The following is a 20894-nucleotide window of genomic DNA, read 5'->3' on the forward strand; positions in this document are numbered from 1 at the left end:
TCATATCCGGGCGAGGACGAGCCGGGCCATCTGGACCGCGTCGGCGTTGTCGGAGGTCTGCGCGATCCGGAGGACGTCGTCACGCACGGCGTGGCCGAGGTGCACCAGCCCCCAGCCCGCTTGGGAGCGTACGTTCCAGGCAGGGTCTTCGAGCGCGGCGAGGAGGCCGTCCTTCGCCCGGATGTCGCGGAGCTCGTCGATGGCCAGCGCCGCATGTGCGCGGACCTCGATGTGGCTGTCGGTGCGTAGGAGCCCCAGCAGCCGGTCCAGGTAGCGAGGATTCTTGTCGAGCGCGGCCTCCATCAGCCCCCGCACCCGCTCGGCGGAGTGCACGCTCTCGAGAAGTTGCTCGATTCCCCGAAAGGGTAGGGTCAGCCGCAGCAGGTGCTCGCTGTAGGGGTGGTGGCCAGGCACGTTGTCCTGGTCAGCGACGAACGTCTTCTTCTTGTCCGACCAGCGCCTTGGCCATCCCCGCAGGACGCGCTGCCCACCCTCCGCGAGGTACACGGCCGCCAGGTTGTATCCGTGACCCGCCGGGACGCCCGCGGGCGCCGGGTCTCCATGCGCCGCGCCCGCGACGACACGCACGAAGAGTCCTCCGGCCCCCGAGCGTGCCTGCTCGGAGTCCGCTTCGTGCACATGGCCGGAGAGGTGCAGGTGCGCATGGTTTCGAATCCACGCATCCGCGTTCTGCTCGTCCGCGAGCCTTCTCGCCAGGTCGGCCCTCCGGGCCGCCCCTGCGCGGAATGGAGCGTCCGTTTCACGAGCCCCTCAGCGCGCGAGGCCAGCCTCCGGGCCGCCCATGACTGGAATGGAGCGTCCGTTCCGCGTGACCTGCCCGGTCCTCACCGCCCGCAGGCCTCTGCCTACCAGCCATGTCAGCCCCCTGCGGTAGACACCATGTCGCGGGCGGAGCGCTCCTTTCAGCGGAGCCTCGTCCCAGGGGCGGGAGGGGAATGGGGATGTGGACGGCGGAGCAGCTGTACCTCATGAGCATGCGGGACTCGGCGGCCGCGCCACCCTCGCGCAATTCTCTACCGCGTCGCGAATCAGTGCGGCGTGAAGGCGCGGTGCCGATCGAGCCAGCGCTGGGCCTGCTCCAGGTTGTCGACGAACTCCACGTCGAAGCGCTTCCTGCCGGACAGCAGCATGGCCACGGTGAGCCCCTTGGCGGTGATTCGCTGGAGGAGGCCACCACCGACGAAGACCATCCCCTTGAGCCAGTCCGAGTTGCTGTTCCGGGCAAGGTACTGGCGGGCCTCCTGCGAGAGCCGGGGGTAGGGGAAGTCCGGCATGGGCGTCATCAGCACCACGCAGTACACGGGCCCCGCCGCGGAGACCTCGCGGATGATGTCCACCCACTTCGGGGCGTCCTCCGCGGTGATCCACCCGCGCACCGTGGTCCACAGGATGTCCGGTGGCTCGAAGCGGAGCTGGTGGTTGCCGACAATCCATTCTCCCGGCTGGTCCATGGCGGCCTCCCGTCACTCTGGGACGGGAGGAGCGCCCGCTTGTGAATCCGTGCCGTGAGGAGAGGGGCCGTCACCGCGCGCGAGCGACTCGCGTCACGACAGCCGGTCCGCCAGTCCGCGGGCCACGTCGCGCACCGCCTGCCGGTGCTGGGCGATGCGGCCGCGAGCCCACTCGGGCGCCAGCTCCAGCTCCTCGGGGAAGAAGAGGTCCTCGCCGAGCCCCTCCACGTGGACCTGGATGAGCGGGTCCGCCGGGTACTGGGTGGCCGGGTCGTCGAACACCAGCGCCACCACCACGCCCGTGCGTCCGAGGAAGCGCTGGCTGATGGTGCCGTCCTCGGAGCTGCTGACGACCTTCACGGACTCGCCGATGCGCACCGGCGCGCCGTCCACGTCACTGCACACGATGAGAGAGGGGTCCTGGATCATGGCGCGTAGGAACGGGGTTTGAGCGACTTGGAGATGACCAGCGACGCGACGGTGACGATTCCCCACGCCAGCAGGTGGTAGCCGGCGACGTGCCGCCAGTCCCGCTCGCACGCGAGCTCGCCCAGGAAGGCTCCCGTCGTCCCCACCGCCAGCCCCGCCACCAGGGCGCGCAGCGGCTCGAAGACGGCGCTCCGCAGCGCGAGCAGCGCCACCACCAGCGGCACCACACCCACCGCGAGGTGGCTGGCCGTGCACACCCAGGCGGGTAGGGTGGGCGTGCCGTGCGGCGTGCCCCGCGCGAGCACCAGCACCGCCGCGCAGGTCATCGCCAGCACCACGCCGAGGCGCCGCAGCCCGCGGCCCCGGGGAGAGAGCGCGCCCCAGGCACAGGTCGCGCTCGTGCCCAGCAGCAGCACGAGCAGGTGCGCGCGGCCCAGCAGCGTGGCGCCGGTGGTGGCCCCCACGGCCAGCATCACCAGGGCCACCGTGAGCGCCAGGCCTCCCGAGGCCGCCATCAGCCACACCGCCTGCGTGCGCCAGCGCCGCACCGGACGGCGCAGCGCCAGCTCTCCACGGGCCGCCGCGAGCACGCGCTCGGCCGCGGCGCTGTCACGCGGGGGCTCCCGCGAGAGGAGCTCGTCGAGGTCCACGGGCGGGCTCATCGTGCCGCCTCCAGCGGGGCCAGCAGCTCGCGCAGCCGCTCGTAGCCCCGGTGCGCGCGGAGCCGGGCCGCGCCCGCGCTGATGCCCCGCAGCGCGGCGATCTCCTCGAAGGACCAGCCCTCCACCTTGCTGAGGACCACCGCCTCCCGCTGGTCCGGGGGGAGCTGTTGCAGCGCATCCAGCAGGTGCCTGCGCAGGCTCGGGTCACCGGCCGGTGGCTGGACCGACGCGGGCGCGGAGGTGTCCTCCCGGGAGGCGTACGCCTCCACGTGGTGCTGGTGCCGCAGCGCGTCCCGCGCGGCGTTGGCGGCGATGGTCATCAGCCACGGCAGGAAGCGGGTGCCCGGCTCGTACCGGCCCCGGGCCCGGATGACGGACAGGAAGGTGGACTGCAAGAGGTCCTCCGCGAGCGGGCCACTGCGCACCATGCGCGTCAGGAAGCCCTGCACCCGCCCGGAGTGGCGGGCGAACAAGGCCTCGAAGGCGTCGTGTGCTCCGTCGCGAAACCGTTCCATGAGCTCTTCGTCCGTCGGACTCCCCATCACCCGTCTCCCGTACGGCCCGGCTCCGAAAATGTTTCCAGATGCCCGGGCAGGCCGGCTCGCGGCGGCAAGTTGCTGGAAACATAGGGGAAACCAGCGGGCGCTGCCTCACCGGGATGGAGGGCCGTCAACCGGGCAGCAGTACGAGCCGGGCGATTTCCGGCGGCGCGCCCACGCGCATGGGCGGGCCCACGAACCCGCAGCCCCGGCTGACGTAGAGCAGCGAGCGGTCCATCTGGCTCAGCCCCGCGTTGCGGTCGCCCCAGATGACGTCTCCGAGAATCGTGCCGGGAAACATCTGCCCGCCATGCGTGTGGCCGGAGACCTGGAGCCCCACGCCGCGCCGGGCCACCTCGTCGAAGTTGGAGGGCTGGTGCGCCAGCAGCACCGAGGCGCGGTCGGGCCGCACGTCGCGCAGCGCCGCGTCCAGGTCATAGCCGGGCTCGCCCAGCCGGTGCGCGCTCCAGTCGTCCACGCCCGCCAGGTCGAACGACGCCCCGCTGTCGCCAATGGACACCGAGCGGTTGCGCAGGACGTGGATGCCCAGGCGCTCCAGGAAGGAGACCCACGCGTCCGCGTCCGAGTAGTAGTCGTGGTTGCCGGTGACGAAGAAGGTGCCATGCCGGGCGCGCAGGTTGCCGAAGCCGGAGACGAAGGGCCCCAGTCCCTCCACGGAGCCGTCCACCAGGTCCCCGGTGATGGCGATGAGGTCGGGCTTCAGGGCGTTGGTGCGCGACACCAGCTCGTCCACGAAGCGGCGTTGCAGCACCCCGCCGATGTGGATGTCCGTGAGGTGCACCAGCGTGAAGCCCTCCAGGGCCCGGGGCAGCCCGGGCAGGCGCACGGGGACGTCGCGCACGTCGGGCGGGTGGAAGGCGCGCCAGCCGCCGTAGGAGCTGACCGACGCACCCGCGAGGCCGGCGCCCAGGGCCAGCCCCCGGCCGAGGAACTCGCGGCGCTCCGGCGACTCGGGCGCCGAGGGCCCGGCGGCGGTGGAGGCCCGGCGGCTGGCACGCCACCGCGACACGTTGCGCAGCAGGTCCGCCGCGAGGGTGAAGGCGAGCAGGTAGAGGACGAGCCCCATCCACGCGAGGAAGACGAGGCCCACGATGCGCGACGCCTCCGAGGGAAGCACGGCGCCGAAGGCGCGGGCACCGAGCGCCCCCGCGAATCCCACGGCGAACACCCCCTGGGCCGCGAGGCGGGGCCCGCGGCGCGGCGTCATGTCACGGACGAGCCGGCGGTAGAGGTAGACGTGTCCGGCCGCGAGCAGCAGGAGCACCGGGATGAAGAACAGGAGGAAGCTGACCCAGCGTGGCATCGCGGGCTCCTGCATAACGGAAGCCCGTCCGCCGCGCCCCTGTATTCCAGGGTGGCAGGCAGGGCCCGCACGCACGCCCCCTTTCACACGGTGCCGGGGCGGGGCAGGCTTCACCCTCGCGCGAGGCCGATTTCCGGCGCGCCCCCTTCAAGAGGACTCCATGCTCCGCTTCCTGCTGTCCTGTGCGCTCATCGTCCCGCTGCTCGCCGGGTGTGGTGAGGACTCCGGGGTGAACCCGGACAACGGCGACCCCTCCAAGGTGACGTATGCGGAGAGTCTGAACGTCAATCTGGCGGACATGCAGGTCACTCCGGGCGGCGTCTACTACCGGAATGAGGGGCAGGAGGGGACAGGGGCGGAGGCCGTGGCCAACAGGCGGGTGCGGGTGCACTACACGGGCTACCTGCCGGACGGCTCCGTGTTCGACTCCAGCTTCGGTGGCGTGCCGTTCGCCTTCATCCTGGGCGCGGGCGACGTCATCAAGGGGTGGGACGAGGGCATCGCCGGCATGAAGGTGGGAGGCAAGCGGAGGCTCGTCATCCCCGCGTCGCTCGGCTACGGCGAGGACGGTGTGCCCGGCATCATCCCTCCCTACTCGGTGCTCATCTTCGACACGGAGTTGATGTCCGTGGATTGAGCGCGGCGGGGCTCCCGACATCGGGGGGGCGGGCGTCCACGCGCCGACACCTTCGCCCGGGCTCCAGCCCGGGCGGCCTTTCATGGTGTTATAGCGGTGCCCTGTCTTCCGGGGCGTCGGGGCCGGGCACCTCCCGGTTCCGCAGCGGTGGTCCAACCAACCCGGAATCGGGGGGACGAGAGATGGCACGGTCCGAGTCGGAGATGCTCAAGGATGGCGGCGCACACCCGGTGGGGGAAGGCGCGTTCCAGGCGCTGCAGGCGCTGATGATGCTCGCGGAGCCGGACCGGGCGGCGCAGCTCTACGAGGAGCTGGGCTCGGCGCAGCGCGAGCGGCTCCAGAAGGAAGCAGCGCAGGCTCCGGTGCAGGAGCGCCAGCGGCTGGCGGAGGTCATGCGGCTGGCGCGTGACTTCTCCGGCGCGGCGCGGCTGCTGGACGGCTGCGGCGCGGAGGCGCTGGTGGCCGAGCTGTACGTCCAGGGTGGGCAGTACGTGGACGCGGCGGAGGCGTACCTGCGCGCCGGACAGGTGGAGCGGGCGGCCGCGGCCTTCGAGCGCGGGGGCGCGCTGGAGCGGGCACTGGAGGCGTACCGGGGCCTGGGCTCGCGCGAGTCGATGGCGCAGTGCCTGGTCCGGCTGGGCCGCCCCTATGAGGCGGCGATGCTCTACCGCGAGCTGGGCCAGTCGCACGCGGAGGTGGAGGCCCTGGGCAGCGTGCCCGTGGGCGACCCGCGGCACCTGGAGTCCGTGCTGCGCATGTGCAAGCTGCTGGACGGCGAGGGCTTCACGCGGCGCGCGCTGGCGCTGCTGGCGGACACGATGCGCGGCTCGGACGCGGCGCGCGCGGACCCGGCGCTGGCGGCGGAGAAGGCGCGCCTGTTGCGCCGCATGGGCATGGACGCGGAGGCGGAGGCGGTCATCGCCCGGCTGCCCACGAGCGCCTCGGCGCCGGAGGCCAACGGCTACGGCTACCTCAAGGCCATCCCCATCTTCGGCGAGCTGTCGCTGGAGGACATGAAGGACCTGTACCGCGTGGCGCGGCAGGTGCTCATCCCCGCGGGCGCCGTGCTGCTGGAGAAGGGCGCGCAGGGCGTGGGCCTCTTCGTGCTGCTGGAGGGCACGGTGGAGGTCTACAGCGGCGCGGAGCCTGACGCTCGGCGCCTCAACACGCTGGGGCCCGGTGCATACCTCGGGGAAATCTCCCTGGTGCAGGACGCGCCCGTCTCCGCGCACGTGAAGGCGCGCACGGCCGTGCGGGCGCTGCGCATCACCCGCGCCGGCTTCCAGCACTACCTGGACACGCATGAGGCCGCCGCGCTGCGCATCTTCCGGCTCTTCACGCAGAACCTCGCCGCGCGCGTGCGTGCGTTGAGCGCGTGAGCTGTTCGAGGTGCCGGGCATCCAGGCGCTGACAGGTGCCCGGGTTGACAACTCGAGGCGGGTGCTTTACCTCATCCGCATCATGAGGCCCGTTTCCAACATCGCCCTGCTGAGTGCGCGCTTCGCCGCGCCGGCGGCGGACGTGTGCCTCGCCCCCCGTCACGAGGTTCTGCTCGACATTTGAGCTGGCGGACCGGTGTCCTCCGGTTCGCGGGTTGGCTGGTTCCCGCGTGCCGTGAGTCCCGGCTCCGCCATGGCTCTCGTGGTGCCCTCGTGTGTCCTCACGCGTCCCTGAGCGGGCCTGTCGTGCCCCTCCGGCGTGTCTCGCGTGCGTGTCCCTGAGGCGCGCCCTTCGTCCACCCAACCAGTTTGCCCTTTCCACCCGCGGGCCTCGCTGCCCGGCGGGAACGGGAGTCTTCCATGTCTCGCAGCACGCGCATCGAGCGGTACCGCAACATCGGCATCATGGCCCACATCGACGCGGGCAAGACGACGCTCACCGAGCGCGTCCTCTTCTTCACCGGCCGCATCCACGCCACGGGAGAGGTGCACACCGGCTCCACGGAGATGGACTGGATGCCGCAGGAGAAGAAGCGCGGCATCACCATCACCTCCGCGGCCACCACCGCGTTCTGGACGCCCACGCAGGGAAGCGCGGCGGGCACGCCCCACCGCATCAACATCCTGGACACGCCGGGACACGTGGACTTCACCATCGAGGTGGAGCGCTCGCTGCGCGTGCTGGACGGCGCGGTGGCGGTGTTCGACGCCAGCCAGGGCGTGGAGCCCCAGTCGGAGGCGGTGTGGCGTCAGGCGGACCGGTACGGCGTGCCGCGCATCGCCTTCCTCAACAAGATGGACAAGGTGGGCGCGGACTTCGACATGAGCGTGGCGTCCATCGAGGAGCGGCTCGGCGCGCGTCCCGTGGCGGTGCAACTGCCGCTGGGCGAGGGCTCGGACTTCCGCGGCCTCGTGGACCTGGTGCGCATGCGGACCGTTCTCTTCGAGGGAGAGGAGGGCCAGTACCGGGAGGAGCCCCTGACGGCCGCGCTGCGTGAGCAGGCGGAGGTGTTCCGCCAGCGCCTCATCGAGGCGTGCGCGGACGTGGACGCCACGGTGCTGGAGAAGTTCGTGGAAGGGCGGCTGGACGACATCACCGCGGAGGACCTGGAGCGCGCGCTGCGCGCGGGCACGCTCACGCGGAAGCTGGTGCCGGTGCTGTGCGGGTCGGCCTTCAAGAAGAAGGGAGTGCAGATGTTGCTGGACGCCATCATCAACTACCTGCCCGCGCCGTCGGACCTGCCCGCCGTCGAGGGCTGTGTGCCGGGCAGGGACGAGCGTGTGTCGCGTCCGGCGTCGGACGCGGGGCCGCCATGCGCCCTGGCCTTCAAGCTCATGAGCGACAAGGCGGTGGGGAGCATCGTGTTCCTGCGGGTCTACTCGGGCACGCTGCGCGCGGGCACCGTCCTGCTCAATCCCGTCACCGGGAAGCGCGAGCGGGTGGGGCGCCTGATGTTCATGCACGCCAACCGCCGCGAGGAGGTGGCGGAGGTGGGCGCGGGGGACATCTGCGCGGCGCTCGGCCTGAAGGGGGTGCGCACGGGCGACACGCTGTGCGCCCCGGCGGCCCCGGTGGTGCTGGAGTCGCTCGGAGTCATGGAGCCCGTGGTTCAGCTCGCCGTGGAGGCGCGCTCGCCCGCGGAGCTGACGAAGCTGGAGGACGGCCTGCACCGGCTGGCGGCGGAGGACCCGTCGCTGCGGGTGGGCGTGGATCCGGAGAGCGGCCAGGTGCTGCTGTCCGGCATGGGTGAGCTGCACCTGGAGGTGGTCGTGGACCGGTTGCTGACGGAGTACGGCGTGGAGGCGCGCGTGGGACAGCCGAAGGTGGCGTACCGCGACACGCTCCGGCGCAAGGTGCGCCAGGAGTACCGCCACGTCCGCCAGACGGGCGGGCCCGGACAGTACGCGCACGTGGTGCTGGCCGTGGGGCCGGCGCCGCGAGGGACGGGGCTCGTCTTCGTGGACGACACCCGGGGCGGCAGCATTCCCAGGGAGCTGGTCCCCGCCATCGAAAAGGGCGTGGCCGGCGCCATGGAGCGCGGCGTGCGGGACGGTATCCCGCTGGTGGACGTGGAGGTGCGGCTGGTGGATGGGAGCACGCACGTGAAGGACTCCACGCCGCAGGCGTTCTCCATGGCGGGCTCGCTGGCGCTCCAGGAAGCGGCGCGGAGCGCGGGCGTGCTGGCGCTGGAGCCGGTGATGGAGGTGGAGGTCACCACGCCCGAGGAGTACCTGGGCGACGTGCTCGGGGACCTGGCCGCGCGGCGCGGCCGGGTACAGGGGATGGAGGCGCGTGGCCCGGTGCGGATTGTCTCCGCGCGGGTGCCCATGGCCAGCCTCTTCGGCTACGTGACGAGCCTGCGCGGCCGCACGCAGGGACGGGCCCAGGCCAGCATGCGCCTGGGCTCATACGAGCCGGTGCCGGAGTCGCTCCACGCGGCCCAGGCCGAAGCGCGGGTGTGACGTCGTGAGGTGAGGGCCCCGGGGCGGAGGATGGCTCCGGGGCCCGCGCTGACACCGCCCGTCAGCGAAGCTCCGCGTCCGTCAGCACATGCCCGTGCTTCAGCCTCCGTGGCACGGGCCGGTATTCCCGCGCCACCAGCTCGCCCAGGTCGAACGGGAGCCCCCGCTCCCGCCGCACCGTCTCGGCGCTGGCCATCAGTGACTCGCGTGAGTGAGGCTCCGCGTCCGCCAATCCCACGAGGATTCGGTTGGAGGTGTCCGCCACGTCGAACCGGTGGAGCTGGCGGAAGCTCACCTGCCACGTGCGCAGCATGGAGGGGAACAGCGGGTTGGACTCCGACTCCCACACGTTGCCCACCACGGCGCCTCCCGGCGCCAGCCGCGCCCGCACCGCCCCGAGGAACTCCCGCGTCGCCAGGTGCGCGGGGATGCTGTCAGGACCGTAGGCATCCAGGAAGATGAGCGAGTAGGGCGGGCCGGAGGACTCGATGAAGCTCCGGCCGTCGGCGACAAACACGCGGAGGGCGTCGTCCTCCTCGACGCCGCAGAAGAGCTTCGCCGCCAGCACCACGTCCGGCTCCACGTCCACCACGTCGAGGTGCGCCTCGGGAAGCACGGCACGGAGGAACATGGGGATGGCGCCACCGCCCAGGCCCACGACGAGGATGCGCGAGGGGCGAGGCACGAAGGCCAGCCCCACCATGGACACCCGCGTGTAGTCCGCCTCCAGCCGCAGCGGCTCACCGGGCCACACCACGCTCTGCCGCGCGCCGCCCTCCTCGAAGCGCAGGGTGCGCAGGCCCTGAGGGTCCTCGGTGACGATGACGCGGCGGCTCACCCGCTCCTTCCCATCTCCGCAGCGTATCCGCCCCCCAGGGCCCTCGGGGAACCAGGAGGGCAGGCGAGGCGCCGAGCGCTCTCCTCGGTGGCAACTGCTGCCCGGCTAAATCCGCTGTCAAGATGCTGATTTCACGGGACTTTGGATCCCGGAGCGGGCAGGGTCCCGCGCCGTTGTCACGGAATGGGTGGGGAGCCCCCCCTGTTCCACCACGTTCCCCGAGCGGTTCGGCCCTCCAGCCCTATCGCGCACCGCCAGGCGCCCCGGGCAAAAGCCCGAAAGGGCGCGCTGCGCGGGCCGCCTCCCACTGTCTGGGAGGCGGCGGGCTCACAGTTGCCGTTTCCATCAGGACTCCATGACTTTCGACGAACTTCAGCTTCACGACTCCCTTCTGCGCGCGGTCAAGGCCGAGGGCTACACGACGCCCACGCCCATCCAGACCAAGGCGATTCCGCACGCGCTGGCGGGGAAGGACGTGCTCGGTGTGGCGCAGACGGGCACCGGCAAGACGGCCGCCTTCGCGCTGCCCATCCTCCAGCGGCTGTCCGCGAAGGCGCCCGCGGGCGGCGCGCGGCCCGTCCGCTGCCTCGTGCTCACCCCCACCCGCGAGCTGGCGGGGCAGGTGGGTGAGAGCTTCGCCACCTACGGAAAGCACCTGCCGCTGCGCCATGCCGTCATCTTCGGCGGCGTGGGCCAGACGCCGCAGGTGCAGACGCTCCAGCGCGGCGTGGACGTGCTGGTGGCCACGCCCGGACGCCTGCTGGACTTGATGGAGCAGGGCTTCGTGTCCCTGCGCTCGCTCGAGGTGTTCGTGCTCGACGAGGCGGACCGCATGCTCGACATGGGCTTCATCCATGACGTGCGCAAGGTCATCAAGGCGCTGCCGCAGAAGCGGCAGACGCTCTTCTTCAGCGCCACGATGCCGCCCGAAATCGTGGACCTGTCGCGCAGCATCCTGACGGACCCCGTCCGCGTCGAGGTGACGCCCGTCTCCAGCACCGCGGAGACGGTGACGCAGCAGGTGTACTTCGTGGAGCGCGAGCAGAAGCGCGGCCTGCTGACGCACCTCCTCAAGGAGGGCCGCATCCCGCGCGCGCTCGTCTTCACGCGCACGAAGCACGGCGCCAACCGCGTGGCGAAGCAGCTGGAGGGCGCGGGCGTGCATGCCGCCGCCATCCACGGCAACAAGAGCCAGAACGCCCGCGAGCGCGCGCTCGATGACTTCCGCACCGGCTCCATCCGGGTGCTGGTGGCCACGGACATCGCGGCGCGTGGCATCGACATCGATGGGCTGAGCCACGTCATCAACTACGACCTGCCCAACGTGCCCGAGCAGTACGTGCACCGCATCGGCCGCACGGGCCGCGCGGGCGCCAGCGGCACGGCGCTGTCCTTCTGCGACGGCGAGGAGCGCGCGTTCCTGCGCGACATCGAGCGCACCATCCGCCGCAGCGTCCCCGTGGTGGAGGACCACCCGTACCGCGCGGGCCGTCCGGGGCCCCGTCCGGCGGACTTCTCGACTCCGGCCGAGAAGCCGGAGCGCGCCGAGGGCGGCAACCGGGGCGGTGGGCGTCCCGCGTCTCATGCGCGTGGCTCGGGCCATGGTGGTGGGAACGGCGGTGGTGGTGGGCATCCCTCGGGGCAGTCGCGGCGCCGCCGCGGAGGCCGGGGTGGTGGCCGGGGTGAGGGTAGGTCCGAGGGCAACCGCATGGCGCAGGGCGGTGGCGGCTCCGGTGGCAACCGGGGTGGCTCGCAGTCCCCGCGTGGGCAGGCGCCCGCGCAGCCGCGTCCGGCGGGCGTCGCCGCGCACGCGCCGGCCAAGGCTCCCGAGGCTCCGCCTCCGCCGCCCCGTCGCCCGTCGCCGAAGTGGTTCTGATTCAGGGCGCGGTTGAGTCCTGCCGCGTTGCCTCCTTGGCGACGCGGTAGCTGGGACGGTGCCTCGGCCCCGTGCCGGAATGGAACGTCCATTCCGGCTGACGCGCCGGGCCCTCACCATCCAGGTCCCTCCCTCCCTGGCGTGCCACCGGCCGCTCAGGGGGGACTGAGCACCTGCGTCATGAATCCGGAAGAGGGCCAACTTCCCAGGTGGGGCCCGGCTCCCGTAGCGTAGACGCACGCATGCCGACCGAGGTCACCGTCCAGTCCACGTTGTTCGAATCCCTCGTCCGCTTCACGAAGCCCGATGCCTCGCTTCGGGCCGAGTTCCTGGCCGCGGGGTACGACATCGACAAGCCCCGTGCCACGTACCCGGCCTCGGTGTACCTCGCGTGCCAGACGGCGGCGGTGCGGCGCAAGTACCCGGGGCGTGAGCGCAAGGACGCGCTGCGGGACCTGGGGCGGGAGATGGTGCGCGCCTACTTCGACACGCTGGTGGGCCGGGTGGTGGGCGTGGCCCTCAAGATGGCGGGGCCCGAGCGCGCCATGAAGCGCGTGGCGCTGAGCTTCAGCTCGGTGGTCTCCCCCGTGGACATCCAGAGCGAGCAACTGGCCCCCGCCGACTGGCGCGTCCGGTTTCGCGGCTACCCCTTCCCCGCGGAGGCCGCCGCGGGCACGTGCGAGGGGGCGCTCCTGCAGGCCGGCGCCACCGCGCCCCGCGTGGAGGTGGAGCGCTACGAGGGGACCGCCGGCTTCGACCTGCGCATCCGCTGGTGAGGACTCCCGGAGTCTCATAGCTCCGGGAGCTCGCCGCGCGTGGTGACTACGGCGCGGAGGTCGCGCCCATCGTCACCGGCTGTCCCTCGACCGGCGCCTTCACGTTGTCGCCGGGCGTGCGGTCGATGAGCATGTTGAGCGGATCGATTCCCACCTCGGCGGGCTTCGCGGCGACGGTGAAGGAGATCTCCGACTCGCCCTTGGGTACCTTCCGCTTCTCCAGGAAGAGGGCATTGCCCTTCTCATCGAGCGCGCCGACGTCCATCCAGTCGTTGAAGTCCAGCTCCGTCTGGGTGCCCTTGTCGTCGCTGCGGTACTTCTTCGCCAGCACCTTGAGGGTGACGTCCCATGAGCCCTTCTCGTTCTTCCTCACCGTCGCGTCGACGACGCGGTTGTCGTAGAGGGTGATGGTCTCGAAGAGGTCCTCGAGGAGGTACTGGTACTCCGGCGGCGTCTCCTCGCGGAGGAAGCCGAGCAGCTCGGTGGAGCCCGTGTACGGCGGGCCCCGGAAGCGCACCTTCTCCACGTAGCGCTTGAGGGCGCGGTTGACGCGCTCCTCGCCGATGAAGTCCTGCAGCGCGTACATGGCGAGGCTGCCCTTCTGGTAGTGGATGTAGGTCTGGTGTTCCACGCGGGACAGCGGCATTTCCTTCTTCCGCTCCATGGCGCGGCCCATGAGGTAGGTGTCCAGCTCGAACTTGAGGAAGCGCTTCATCTTCCTCGGCCCGTAGCGGTGCTTCATCACCATCAGCGCCGCGTACTGCGCCATCGTCTCCGACGTCATGGTGGCGCCCTGCGCGCGGCCGCCGACCACCTGGTGCGCCCACCACTGGTGGGCAATCTCATGCGCGGTGACGTAGTACGGGTAGTCCACGTCGTCGGCCTTGTCCTCGCGCACGCGGGCGATGAAGCCGAGGGCCTCCGAGTAGGGGATGGTGTTGGGGAAGGACTGCGCGAAGGCCGCGTAGCGCGGGAACTCCAGGATGCGAGCCTGCCGGTGCTGGTAGGGCCCGAAGTTCTCGCTGCAGTACTCCAGCGCGTCCTTCATGCCGTGCATCATCCGGTCCAGCGCGTAGGTGTGCGTGGGGTGGTGGTAGATCTCCAGCCGCACGTCGCGCCACGTGTCGTGCATCACCTCGTAGCGCGCGGACAGCACGGAGAAGAAGTTGAGGATGGGCTGGTCCATCTTGTAGCGGAAGAAGCGCCGGCCGCCCTCGGTCCACTCCTTCTCCAGGTAGCCCGGCGCCACGGCAATCTGGTCCGGCGAGGTGCTCACCGTCGCCTGGAAGGAGATGAAGTCCGAGTCCCGCCGGATGTAGTTGTTCTCCCGGGCCTTCGGGTCATCGCGGTCCGGCAGACGCTCCTTGGGCGCCAGTCCGTACTCCTTGCGGTCGCCGTCCTCCACCAGCTCCTCGTCCTCCGAATAGCCCAGCTTCGGCAGGTTGTCGTTGTTGAAGAAGGTGCCGTTGCCGGCGATGTCCGTGCGCTCGCCGCCATGCCTGAAGCCCTTCCTGGAGAACTCCAGGTCGAAGGCGAGGTCGGCCTCGGCGCCGGGCGCCAGGGGCGTGGGCAGCTCGTAGACGAAGAGCCCCAGCGCCGCGTCGTGCGAGGCGGCGGTGTCCACTCCAGCCAGGGACAGCTTCCGCACCCGCGCGTCCGTCGGGAGGTGGATGAGCACCTTGGAGATGGGAGTCTGCGTCTTGTTGCGGACGAGGTAGGTGCCGAGCGACTCCAGCCTCAGCTCCTCCGGGTAGATGTGGAACGTGACGTCCGCGGAGATGATGCGTGGGTGGGGCAGGGCGGCGAAGGACTTGAACTCCTTCTCGTACCGCGCCGTCGCGCGCTCGACGTCCTTGGCGGTGACGTACGGGTTGAGGACGTGGGTGTTGTAGAAGATGAACGCCCCCATCCCCACGAACACCAGCAGCGACGCCGCGGCGGCCACGTTCCAGGCCGTGGTGCGCCGGGCCTTCGCCGCGGCCCACCGCTCCTTCCACCGCGCCTCGCGCCCGCGCACCGTCAGCAGGTAGCCCACCGCCACGAGGAGCGCCGCCAGCCCGTACCAGTAGAGGCGGTGCACGAAGACCACCGGCAACATGCCCCCGTACCGGTTCATGTCCGAGTACCTCACCGCCGGCTCGGAGGCGTAGCGCACCAGGTTGTCCTCCACGCCCAGCAGGCCCAGCCCGGCCTGGGCCGCGAAGTAGAGGACCATCACCAGGTACGCGAGGTACTTCTGGTGGATGACCACCTGGGCGAAGAACGCCAGCACGCACAGGAGCACGTCGCGCGGGAAGTCCAGCACGAAGAGCTGGGTGAGGTAGAGGCTCCACTCGATGTCGAAGAAGCCACGGCCGACCTGGGACAGGAGCGCCGCGGCGGCCACCACGAACTTGAGCGACAGCGCGACGAGCAGCAGCGCCGCCAGCTTCGCGCTGTAGCCCACCCACGTGGGGGCGCGGGTGGCGTCCACGATGTCACCGAGCTCCGCGTCGCGCTCCTTCCACACCAGCTCGCCCGCGTAGAAGGTGATGGTGATGAGCACGAAGAGACGGAACATGCTCATCGCCAGCTCCAGCACCTGCCACGTCAGCGGGTACGTGGGCGTGCCGAAGATCTGACCGGAGAGGAGCACGCCGACGAGGACGAAGGAGAGCCCCGCCACCACGAAGGACCAGTACACCGGCGAGCGGAGCACGTCGCGGAAGGCGAGCCACGCGGACGAGGCCGCGGTACGGACCCAGCTCCCCGTCGTGGGCGTGGCCGGCGTGGAGGGCAGGGGGATGGGGGCCGAGGAGACGGGCTCGCCCTTCGCGCGCCCGCCGCTGTGCTCCTCCACGGTGGTCCGGAACCGGGCCACGGACAGGCCGAGCAGCGTCACTCCGGCGGCGCACCACAGCAGGCGGTTGGTGAGCATCACCCCGGACAGGGGCACCAGGTCCTGGTTGCGCTCGGCGGGCGTCCAGTACCGCGTCACGGTCTCGAAGGTGATGAAGCCGAACGGGTCCAGCAGCGAGCCGAGCTCCTGGTACTTCACGTCCGCCACGGCGGCGGAGATCACCAGGTACCCCAGCACCAGCACCACGATGCCCACGTACACCGGGGCCATGCGCCGGGTGAGCGCGGCCAGCGCGAAGAAGAGGGCGCCCGTGAAGAACAGCGTGGGCCAGACGCCCACGACGTACGGCCAGAAGTACGCGGCCGTCTGGTGCGTGGTGAGCTGGGTGGGGTCCATCAGGTACGCCACGCCCAGGCCCAGCGCCAGGCCGGGGAGGATGGCCAGCATCAGCAGGGCGCTGAGGACGTACGCGCCCAGGAACCGGCCGAGCAGGTACGGCGCCTTCTTCACGTTCTTCGTGAAGATGAGCATCCAGGTGTTGTGGCCGAAGTCCTGGCAGGCGGCCTGGCCGAAGATGGCGGCCACCATGAGCAGGCCGAAGAAGGCGATGGTGGTGATGAGGCCGAAGAGCGAGTGGGGGCTGTTGGCGAGCACGCGCTCGGCGCCGGAGCCCGCCGAGAAGCTCTTGAACACGCCGCCGGTGGCGAGCGCCATCAGGAGGCCGGCGCCACCCAGCACCAGGGCGTAGACCCAGGTGGAGATCATCTTCACCCGGCGCCGAAGCTCGAAGAATACGAGGGCTGAGAACATGGCGCGCCCTCAGGCCTGCTGCTTCTGGGCCCGGGACAGGGCGTGGAAGTAGACGTCCTCCAGGTCGGGGCTCGCGGGCTCGAAGCCCGGCGGCGCGCTCTCCGCGTGGACGTGGACGAGGCGCTGCCCGGCGACGCGGCGCACGGCGATGACCTCCAATTCCTTCATCAGCGCGTCCAGCTCCTCCTGCGAGGAGATGAAGCGCTTCCACACGCGCTGGCTCAGCGCGTCCACGAGCTTCAGCGGGTGGCCGCTGAGCACGACGTTTCCGTGGGCGAGGATGGCCATGTTCTGGCAGAGGTCCGCCACGTCCGAGACGATGTGCGTGGACAGCAGCACCACGACGTCGGTGCTGATCTCCGCCAGCAGGTTGTGGAAGCGGAAGCGCTCGGCGGGGTCGAGGCCGGCGGTGGGCTCGTCGACGATGAGGAGCTTCGGGTTGCCGAGCAGCGCCTGGGCGATGCCGAAGCGCTGCTTCATGCCGCCCGAGAAGCCGCCCAGCCGGCGGTCCCGGTGGTCCCAGAGGTTGGTCTTCTGGAGGAGGGCCTTCACCGCGTCATGGCGGGGGCCGCGCTTCGACAGCCCCTTGAGCTGGGCGAGGTGGTCGAGCATGTCCCAGGCCGTCACCTTGGGGTACACGCCGAAGTCCTGGGGCAGGTAGCCGAGCACCTCGCGCAGGCGGTCCTTGTCGCGGCGCAGGTCGATGCCGTCGAAGGTCATGGTGCCCGTGTCCACGTCCTGCAGCGTGGCGATGCTGCGCATCAGCGTGGACTTGCCGGCGCCGTTGGGACCGAGCAGGCCGAACATGCCGCGGGGGATGGTGAGATTCACACCCTGCAACGCGCGAGTGCCGTTGGGGTAGGTCTTCGACACGCCTTCGAGTCTGAGCTCCATGGGCCCAACCCTAGCCCATCCTCCAGGGCGGGGGCGCGCGGGGCACGGGGCCGCCAGGCCAGAGCTCACCATGACGCCACGGCGGGGACGCGTCGGGGCCGCTGTGACGTATCGGGCCTCGATGCGACGGGTCGTTCGAGAATCGTGTGCGTTCGTCTAGCATGCGGCCATGCCCTTCCCTTGCCGGACCTCCGCCGTGGCGCTCGCCTGGGTGCTCTGCGCCTGCGGCGAGGGTGAGCCGGTGATGCTGGAAGCGGTGGCCGCCGACTGTGGGAGCGGTCCGGCGCAGCACCTGGACCGGCTGCCGTCGGGGAGCATGGTGCTCAACGCGTACTTCCTCCAGGAGGAGGCGGCGCGCGACGTGAGGCGGGGGCTGGCGGAGTCTCCCGCGCTGGAAGAGGTGCTGGCCAAGGCCTCCGCGCTGGGCGTGCGGGCGCTGCGGACCAATGGCCACAACGACGCGGCGGAGAAGGTGGGGGACAGCGCCATCCAGGTGGCGCCGCTCCAGTACGACGAGGTGGCGCTCGTCGGGTTGGACCGGGTGCTGGCTCGCGCGCGGGCGCATGGCGTGCGGCTGGTGCTGACGCTGGGCAACTACTGGGACGCGTATGGTGGGGCGCGGCGGTACGTGGAGTGGGCGGGGCTGCCCCGGCCGGTGGAAGGCGATTCGCGCTTCTTCACGGAGCCGGCGGTGGTGGCGCACTACAAGGCGCACGTGGCGGAGCTGCTGAACCGGGTGAACACGGTGGACGGCATCCGGTACGGCGACCACCCGGCGGTGCTCGCGTGGGAACTGCTCAACGAGCCGCGCGGGCGGGGGCTGGACAAGGAGGGCGTGCGGCTGCGCGCGTGGATTGATGACGTGGCGCGCGAGGTGAAGGCCCACGCGCCCGGGCACTGGGTGGGCACGGGCGAGGAGGGCTTCGAGCCGTCACCGGAGGGCTACGACGCGCCCTTCTGGGCGGCGGTGGGCACGACGATGCTGCGGACGCCGGGCTCCAGCTTCGCGCGGAACACGGCGTCGCCGTTCATCGACTTCGCGTCGGTGCACTTCTACCCGGAGGCGTGGGGGCTGGACGGCCCGGGTACGGCGGTGGCGGGGGCGAAGTGGATTACCGAGCACGCGGAGATTGCTCGGGGGCTGGGCAAGCCGCTGCTGGTGGGTGAGCTGGGGCTACGCAACGAGGGCGACCTGGACCTGTCACAGCGCCGTGCGCTGTATCGCGGCTGGCTGGAGTGCATGCGCGAGCAGGGCGTGGGGGCCGGGGCGCTGTGGATGTTCGCCAACGACGCGCGGCCGGATGCCTGGGACGCGCACACGTTCTACTTCCGCGACGGCACCGCGCCCGAGGACCCGGTGAACCGCTACGCGGACCTGATCATCGAGGCCGCCGCGGCGGCGCGGTGAGGACCATAGCCGTCGGGGCGTGCTGGCATACTCCAGGGCGGGCCGTGACCCACAGAGCCCTCACTTGAAAGACGTGACCATGCGACTCCGCGCCTGCGCCGCACTTCTACTCATTCTCTCGGCATGCGCTACGTCGGCACCGAGCCCAAGAGAGCCGGCGACCCGGAACCCGAGGATCGCCAACCTCCACAGAGCGGCGACGCTGCCGTGGGCGGATGGCGGGCGATGCGTGGTGCGGGAGGCATCCAACGAATGGGCCGTGCTTGTGGAACGGTGCTATCACGCGCTCGACCATGAGAGGATCCAGTTTCGCGATGTCACTGGAAGATGCTCTGTCGCCTCGGCGGGTGCTGCGGCTTTGGGATTGGGAGTCTGCATCCTGATAGCGCCCGAGATCGTCGTCGGAGCTGTGATTGTCACAGGCGTTGTGGTGGTGGCAGTCGCGATCAAAGAGGAGTTGGATGTATATCGAAGGGCATCCCGTGAGAGTGCGAAGCCTGAGACCCAAACGCGGCCATCCAATGAGCAGGAGCGTTTGGCGCACCGAAAACCCAATCCGGAAGGGTTGGGTAGGGACTTGTTTCCCCCAGACCCGCCAGAATCCCTAGAACGAGAGCGCCGCCCGGAGTGCGTTCCCAAGCGCGTTCCACCCAAGGGCGGGAACGCCTTGCACAACTGGTGTGCCGACAACGTGCCGTTCAATGCCTTCCGTGGTGCTAATGCGCTCGTCAACGGCAAGGCATTCGACGCGCTGCAAGTTGTCGCGGGCGTGCTTTGGGAAGTGAAGACAGATAATTTTGACGCGTACCCGCTCGAACTCCAGGCGGTTGTCGTCAGAAAACAGGTGAGGGAGCCGCGGCGCGAGCGTGACCTCGCAGCGGCTTGCGGATTTGATTTCCACGTCGGGGTGCGGAGCGCTGCGCACAAGGCCGCACTGGAATTTGAGGATGACACCCTCAGGGTCGTTGTCATGGATTGGTGTTGAAATGTCAGGTACGCCCAATTTCATCGGCATCATTGTCTACGCGCCTGCGCTCGTGCGCGGCGATAGCCGTCCTCTCGCTGTTGTTCGTGGATTGGAGGGGGCGTTTCCCGGCTTGCGTCTGGACTGGACGATTTCAGACGAGGGGAAGCTAGTCCCGTTGCAGCAGCGTGACTCTTGGGTCGGTCAAGAGATGCCTGAAGGTGATGGTTTTCCTCTCGTCTGCAACGGCGACGAAGGCTTCCGCGTGACGCTCCACGGGATGGAGATAGCAGCGCGCAGCGGGCCGGGAGGTCGGCCGCTGTTCGACGTTCACGCGCACTTGCCACAGGACGCGGCAGGCATCGCGGCGGCAGCGAATTCGCTGGAGGCTATAGCGGAATGCTCGCGTGCGTTTTGGGGTCATGCGACGCCGTTCAACGCTGGCGTGGAAATCTCGCGCCAGACGGTCCACCCCCGACGTAAGCAGGGAGTCCCGCCGCGCGGGTTGCCAGCACTCAAGCTCCGTGAGGACATCCGCTCTCCTGAGATTCCGCATTACCTGGGATGGTTGAACTATTGGTCTGCCGATGCCGCGCAGGCCATCGGTTTCCCGGACCCGGCTCGGGACGCGGACCTGCTCTCACGGGCGCGGCGCACGGCGACGGGCGGGTGGGTCGTGCAGCTCACCGATGCGCCGCTCGATCTCGACAACCCCGCCCACCTGGACGCGCTCCTGCGGGCCTATGCGCGCTTCCCGGAGATCGGGGGGCGCGCAGCGCCTTGACCCCATCAGCTCGGGGCACCCCTGCGCGCGTGCCGGCGATGGCAGGGTGCCCATCCGGGAGGTCATGCACCATTGCTGCAACCTATACGATTGGCCCTTGCGCTCGTGCTCTTCTGGGGAGCTGTGCCGCGAGCCGAAGCGGCCCCGGGGCGCACGAAGCGAGAGCGGCCCGTTGCTGTCGTCGGGAACCCGGCCGAGCCGTTGCCCGAGATTCGCCTCGAAGCGGCGTCGCCGACGTGGCTGTTCTTCCCGACGGCGATCGCGGAGAACACGCTGACGGTCGACGAGCAGCCGCGAACCGTCGACACGGCGGCGGTCCCGGGCGGCGGGTCGCGGATTCGGGTGCTCGACGTAGGAAAACGCTCGATCATCGTTCAAGCCGTGGAGGATCTCCGGCCGGGTGAGCGCCACGAACTCGCGGTCTTCTTCGCGGATGGGCGCGCACCGGCACGGGCCGCGTTCGTGCTCGTGACCGACCCGGCCGAAGTGGACGCACGGATCGTCGTGGAACGCCGCGAGCCGACCGCCGCTTGCCCTGCCGAAGCGCCGCGCCCCCCTCCCGGGCCGGAAGACTGCGTGATGCTGGGCTACGTGACAAGGAAGGGCGTTCAGACAGGCCCGGTTGATGATGCGTCCAACGAAGCGGGGGGGGCTGCGGTCGAAGTGTTGACGCGCACGTCTGCTGATGGGCGAGCAAGCCGGCTGGTTGATGGGCATCCGTCAGGAGCAGGCGGGCCGTC

The 20894-nt window shown here is 70.4% G+C and carries 18 protein-coding genes; 9 read left to right on the forward strand and 9 right to left on the reverse strand.

Features of this window, described 5'->3' with window-relative positions; genetic code table 11:
* The 6 genes from K8638_RS45420 to K8638_RS36490 all read right to left on the reverse strand — a co-directional run bounded on the left by K8638_RS45420 (position 1) and on the right by K8638_RS36490 (position 4426).
* On the reverse strand, positions 1-588 hold the full coding sequence (locus K8638_RS45420; protein WP_223759334.1) for a HEAT repeat domain-containing protein: 588 nt from the start codon (positions 586-588) through the stop codon (positions 1-3).
* 461 nt (positions 589-1049) lie between these two features.
* Complete coding sequence (locus K8638_RS36470; RefSeq protein ID WP_223759335.1) at positions 1050-1472, reverse strand: hypothetical protein; 423 nt, start codon at positions 1470-1472, stop codon at positions 1050-1052.
* A gap of 93 nt (positions 1473-1565) precedes the next feature.
* The gene (locus tag K8638_RS36475; protein ID WP_223759336.1) at positions 1566-1901 is read right to left on the reverse strand and encodes a Carotenogenesis protein CarS; all 336 of its coding nucleotides are present in this window, start codon (positions 1899-1901) and stop codon (positions 1566-1568) included.
* Positions 1898-2563, reverse strand: coding sequence for a DUF1109 domain-containing protein (locus K8638_RS36480; protein WP_223759337.1), 666 nt, complete (start codon positions 2561-2563; stop codon positions 1898-1900). The genes K8638_RS36475 and K8638_RS36480 overlap by 4 nt, the downstream gene beginning before the upstream one ends.
* Positions 2560-3105, reverse strand: a complete 546-nt coding sequence (locus tag K8638_RS36485) for an RNA polymerase sigma factor (RefSeq protein ID WP_223759338.1) — start codon at positions 3103-3105, stop codon at positions 2560-2562. Before K8638_RS36485 ends, K8638_RS36480 begins: the two co-directional genes overlap by 4 nt.
* Before the next feature lie 127 nt (positions 3106-3232).
* Positions 3233-4426, reverse strand: a complete 1194-nt coding sequence (locus K8638_RS36490) for a metallophosphoesterase (protein ID WP_223759339.1) — start codon at positions 4424-4426, stop codon at positions 3233-3235.
* 160 nt (positions 4427-4586) lie between these two features.
* On the opposite strand from K8638_RS36490, the gene K8638_RS36495 reads away from it, so the two are divergent.
* From K8638_RS36495 to fusA, 3 genes are all read left to right on the forward strand, one after another.
* On the forward strand, positions 4587-5063 hold the full coding sequence (locus K8638_RS36495) for an FKBP-type peptidyl-prolyl cis-trans isomerase (protein ID WP_223759340.1): 477 nt from the start codon (positions 4587-4589) through the stop codon (positions 5061-5063).
* A 182-nt stretch (positions 5064-5245) separates the two neighbouring features.
* A complete protein-coding gene (locus K8638_RS36500) occupies positions 5246-6442 on the forward strand; it encodes a cyclic nucleotide-binding domain-containing protein (protein WP_223759341.1) in 1197 nt (398 codons plus the stop codon).
* A 420-nt stretch (positions 6443-6862) separates the two neighbouring features.
* Positions 6863-8965 (forward strand): elongation factor G, encoded by a 2103-nt coding sequence (gene fusA / locus K8638_RS36505; protein WP_223759342.1) that lies wholly within the window; start codon positions 6863-6865, stop codon positions 8963-8965.
* 61 nt (positions 8966-9026) lie between these two features.
* Here fusA and K8638_RS36510 read toward each other — a convergent pair whose 3' ends face one another.
* Positions 9027-9803, reverse strand: a complete 777-nt coding sequence (locus K8638_RS36510; RefSeq protein WP_223759343.1) for a fused MFS/spermidine synthase — start codon at positions 9801-9803, stop codon at positions 9027-9029.
* 355 nt (positions 9804-10158) lie between these two features.
* On the opposite strand from K8638_RS36510, the gene K8638_RS36515 reads away from it, so the two are divergent.
* Complete coding sequence (locus K8638_RS36515) at positions 10159-11679, forward strand: DEAD/DEAH box helicase (protein ID WP_223759344.1); 1521 nt, start codon at positions 10159-10161, stop codon at positions 11677-11679.
* Positions 11680-11921: 242 nt separating this feature from the next.
* On the forward strand, positions 11922-12455 hold the full coding sequence (locus K8638_RS36520; RefSeq protein WP_223759345.1) for a DUF2378 family protein: 534 nt from the start codon (positions 11922-11924) through the stop codon (positions 12453-12455).
* A gap of 46 nt (positions 12456-12501) precedes the next feature.
* On the opposite strand, the gene K8638_RS36525 is transcribed toward K8638_RS36520, so the two are convergent.
* Together K8638_RS36525 and K8638_RS36530 are read right to left on the reverse strand one after the other, a co-directional pair.
* Positions 12502-16104: a M1 family aminopeptidase gene (locus K8638_RS36525; RefSeq protein ID WP_223759346.1), complete on the reverse strand. Its 3603-nt coding sequence runs from the start codon at positions 16102-16104 to the stop codon at positions 12502-12504.
* Positions 16105-16113: 9 nt separating this feature from the next.
* Positions 16114-16998, reverse strand: coding sequence for an ABC transporter ATP-binding protein (locus K8638_RS36530; RefSeq protein ID WP_223759347.1), 885 nt, complete (start codon positions 16996-16998; stop codon positions 16114-16116).
* Positions 16999-17167: 169 nt separating this feature from the next.
* Here K8638_RS36530 and K8638_RS36535 point away from each other — a divergent pair, with 169 nt between their 5' ends.
* From K8638_RS36535 to K8638_RS36550, 4 genes are all read left to right on the forward strand, one after another.
* Positions 17168-18406 (forward strand): cellulase family glycosylhydrolase, encoded by a 1239-nt coding sequence (locus K8638_RS36535; RefSeq protein ID WP_223759348.1) that lies wholly within the window; start codon positions 17168-17170, stop codon positions 18404-18406.
* 229 nt (positions 18407-18635) lie between these two features.
* Complete coding sequence (locus tag K8638_RS36540; RefSeq protein ID WP_370644214.1) at positions 18636-19391, forward strand: DUF6310 domain-containing protein; 756 nt, start codon at positions 18636-18638, stop codon at positions 19389-19391.
* 1 nt (position 19392) lies between these two features.
* Positions 19393-20154, forward strand: a complete 762-nt coding sequence (locus K8638_RS36545) for a DUF5953 family protein (RefSeq protein ID WP_223759349.1) — start codon at positions 19393-19395, stop codon at positions 20152-20154.
* A gap of 123 nt (positions 20155-20277) precedes the next feature.
* A partial coding sequence (locus K8638_RS36550) for a DUF2381 family protein (protein WP_370644215.1) occupies positions 20278-20894 on the forward strand: 617 nt, incomplete at its 3' end.

The sequence above is a fragment of the Myxococcus sp. RHSTA-1-4 genome, assembly GCF_020037125.1.
Classification (GTDB): Bacteria; Myxococcota; Myxococcia; order Myxococcales; family Myxococcaceae; genus Myxococcus.

Excerpts from the sequence above, each read along its gene's own strand:
- K8638_RS36470 (WP_223759335.1), bottom strand. The coding sequence starts at position 1,472 with ATGGACCAGCCGGGAGAATGGATTGTCGGCAACCACCAGCTCCGCTTC.
- K8638_RS36475 (WP_223759336.1), bottom strand. The coding sequence starts at position 1,901 with ATGATCCAGGACCCCTCTCTCATCGTGTGCAGTGACGTGGACGGCGCG.
- K8638_RS36480 (WP_223759337.1), bottom strand. The coding sequence starts at position 2,563 with ATGAGCCCGCCCGTGGACCTCGACGAGCTCCTCTCGCGGGAGCCCCCG.
- K8638_RS36485 (WP_223759338.1), bottom strand. The coding sequence starts at position 3,105 with ATGGGGAGTCCGACGGACGAAGAGCTCATGGAACGGTTTCGCGACGGA.
- K8638_RS36490 (WP_223759339.1), bottom strand. The coding sequence starts at position 4,426 with ATGCCACGCTGGGTCAGCTTCCTCCTGTTCTTCATCCCGGTGCTCCTG.
- K8638_RS36495 (WP_223759340.1), top strand. The coding sequence starts at position 4,587 with ATGCTCCGCTTCCTGCTGTCCTGTGCGCTCATCGTCCCGCTGCTCGCC.
- K8638_RS36500 (WP_223759341.1), top strand. The coding sequence starts at position 5,246 with ATGGCACGGTCCGAGTCGGAGATGCTCAAGGATGGCGGCGCACACCCG.
- fusA (WP_223759342.1), top strand. The coding sequence starts at position 6,863 with ATGTCTCGCAGCACGCGCATCGAGCGGTACCGCAACATCGGCATCATG.
- K8638_RS36515 (WP_223759344.1), top strand. The coding sequence starts at position 10,159 with ATGACTTTCGACGAACTTCAGCTTCACGACTCCCTTCTGCGCGCGGTC.
- K8638_RS36520 (WP_223759345.1), top strand. The coding sequence starts at position 11,922 with ATGCCGACCGAGGTCACCGTCCAGTCCACGTTGTTCGAATCCCTCGTC.
- K8638_RS36525 (WP_223759346.1), bottom strand. The coding sequence starts at position 16,104 with ATGTTCTCAGCCCTCGTATTCTTCGAGCTTCGGCGCCGGGTGAAGATG.
- K8638_RS36530 (WP_223759347.1), bottom strand. The coding sequence starts at position 16,998 with ATGGAGCTCAGACTCGAAGGCGTGTCGAAGACCTACCCCAACGGCACT.
- K8638_RS36535 (WP_223759348.1), top strand. The coding sequence starts at position 17,168 with ATGCCCTTCCCTTGCCGGACCTCCGCCGTGGCGCTCGCCTGGGTGCTC.
- K8638_RS36545 (WP_223759349.1), top strand. The coding sequence starts at position 19,393 with ATGTCAGGTACGCCCAATTTCATCGGCATCATTGTCTACGCGCCTGCG.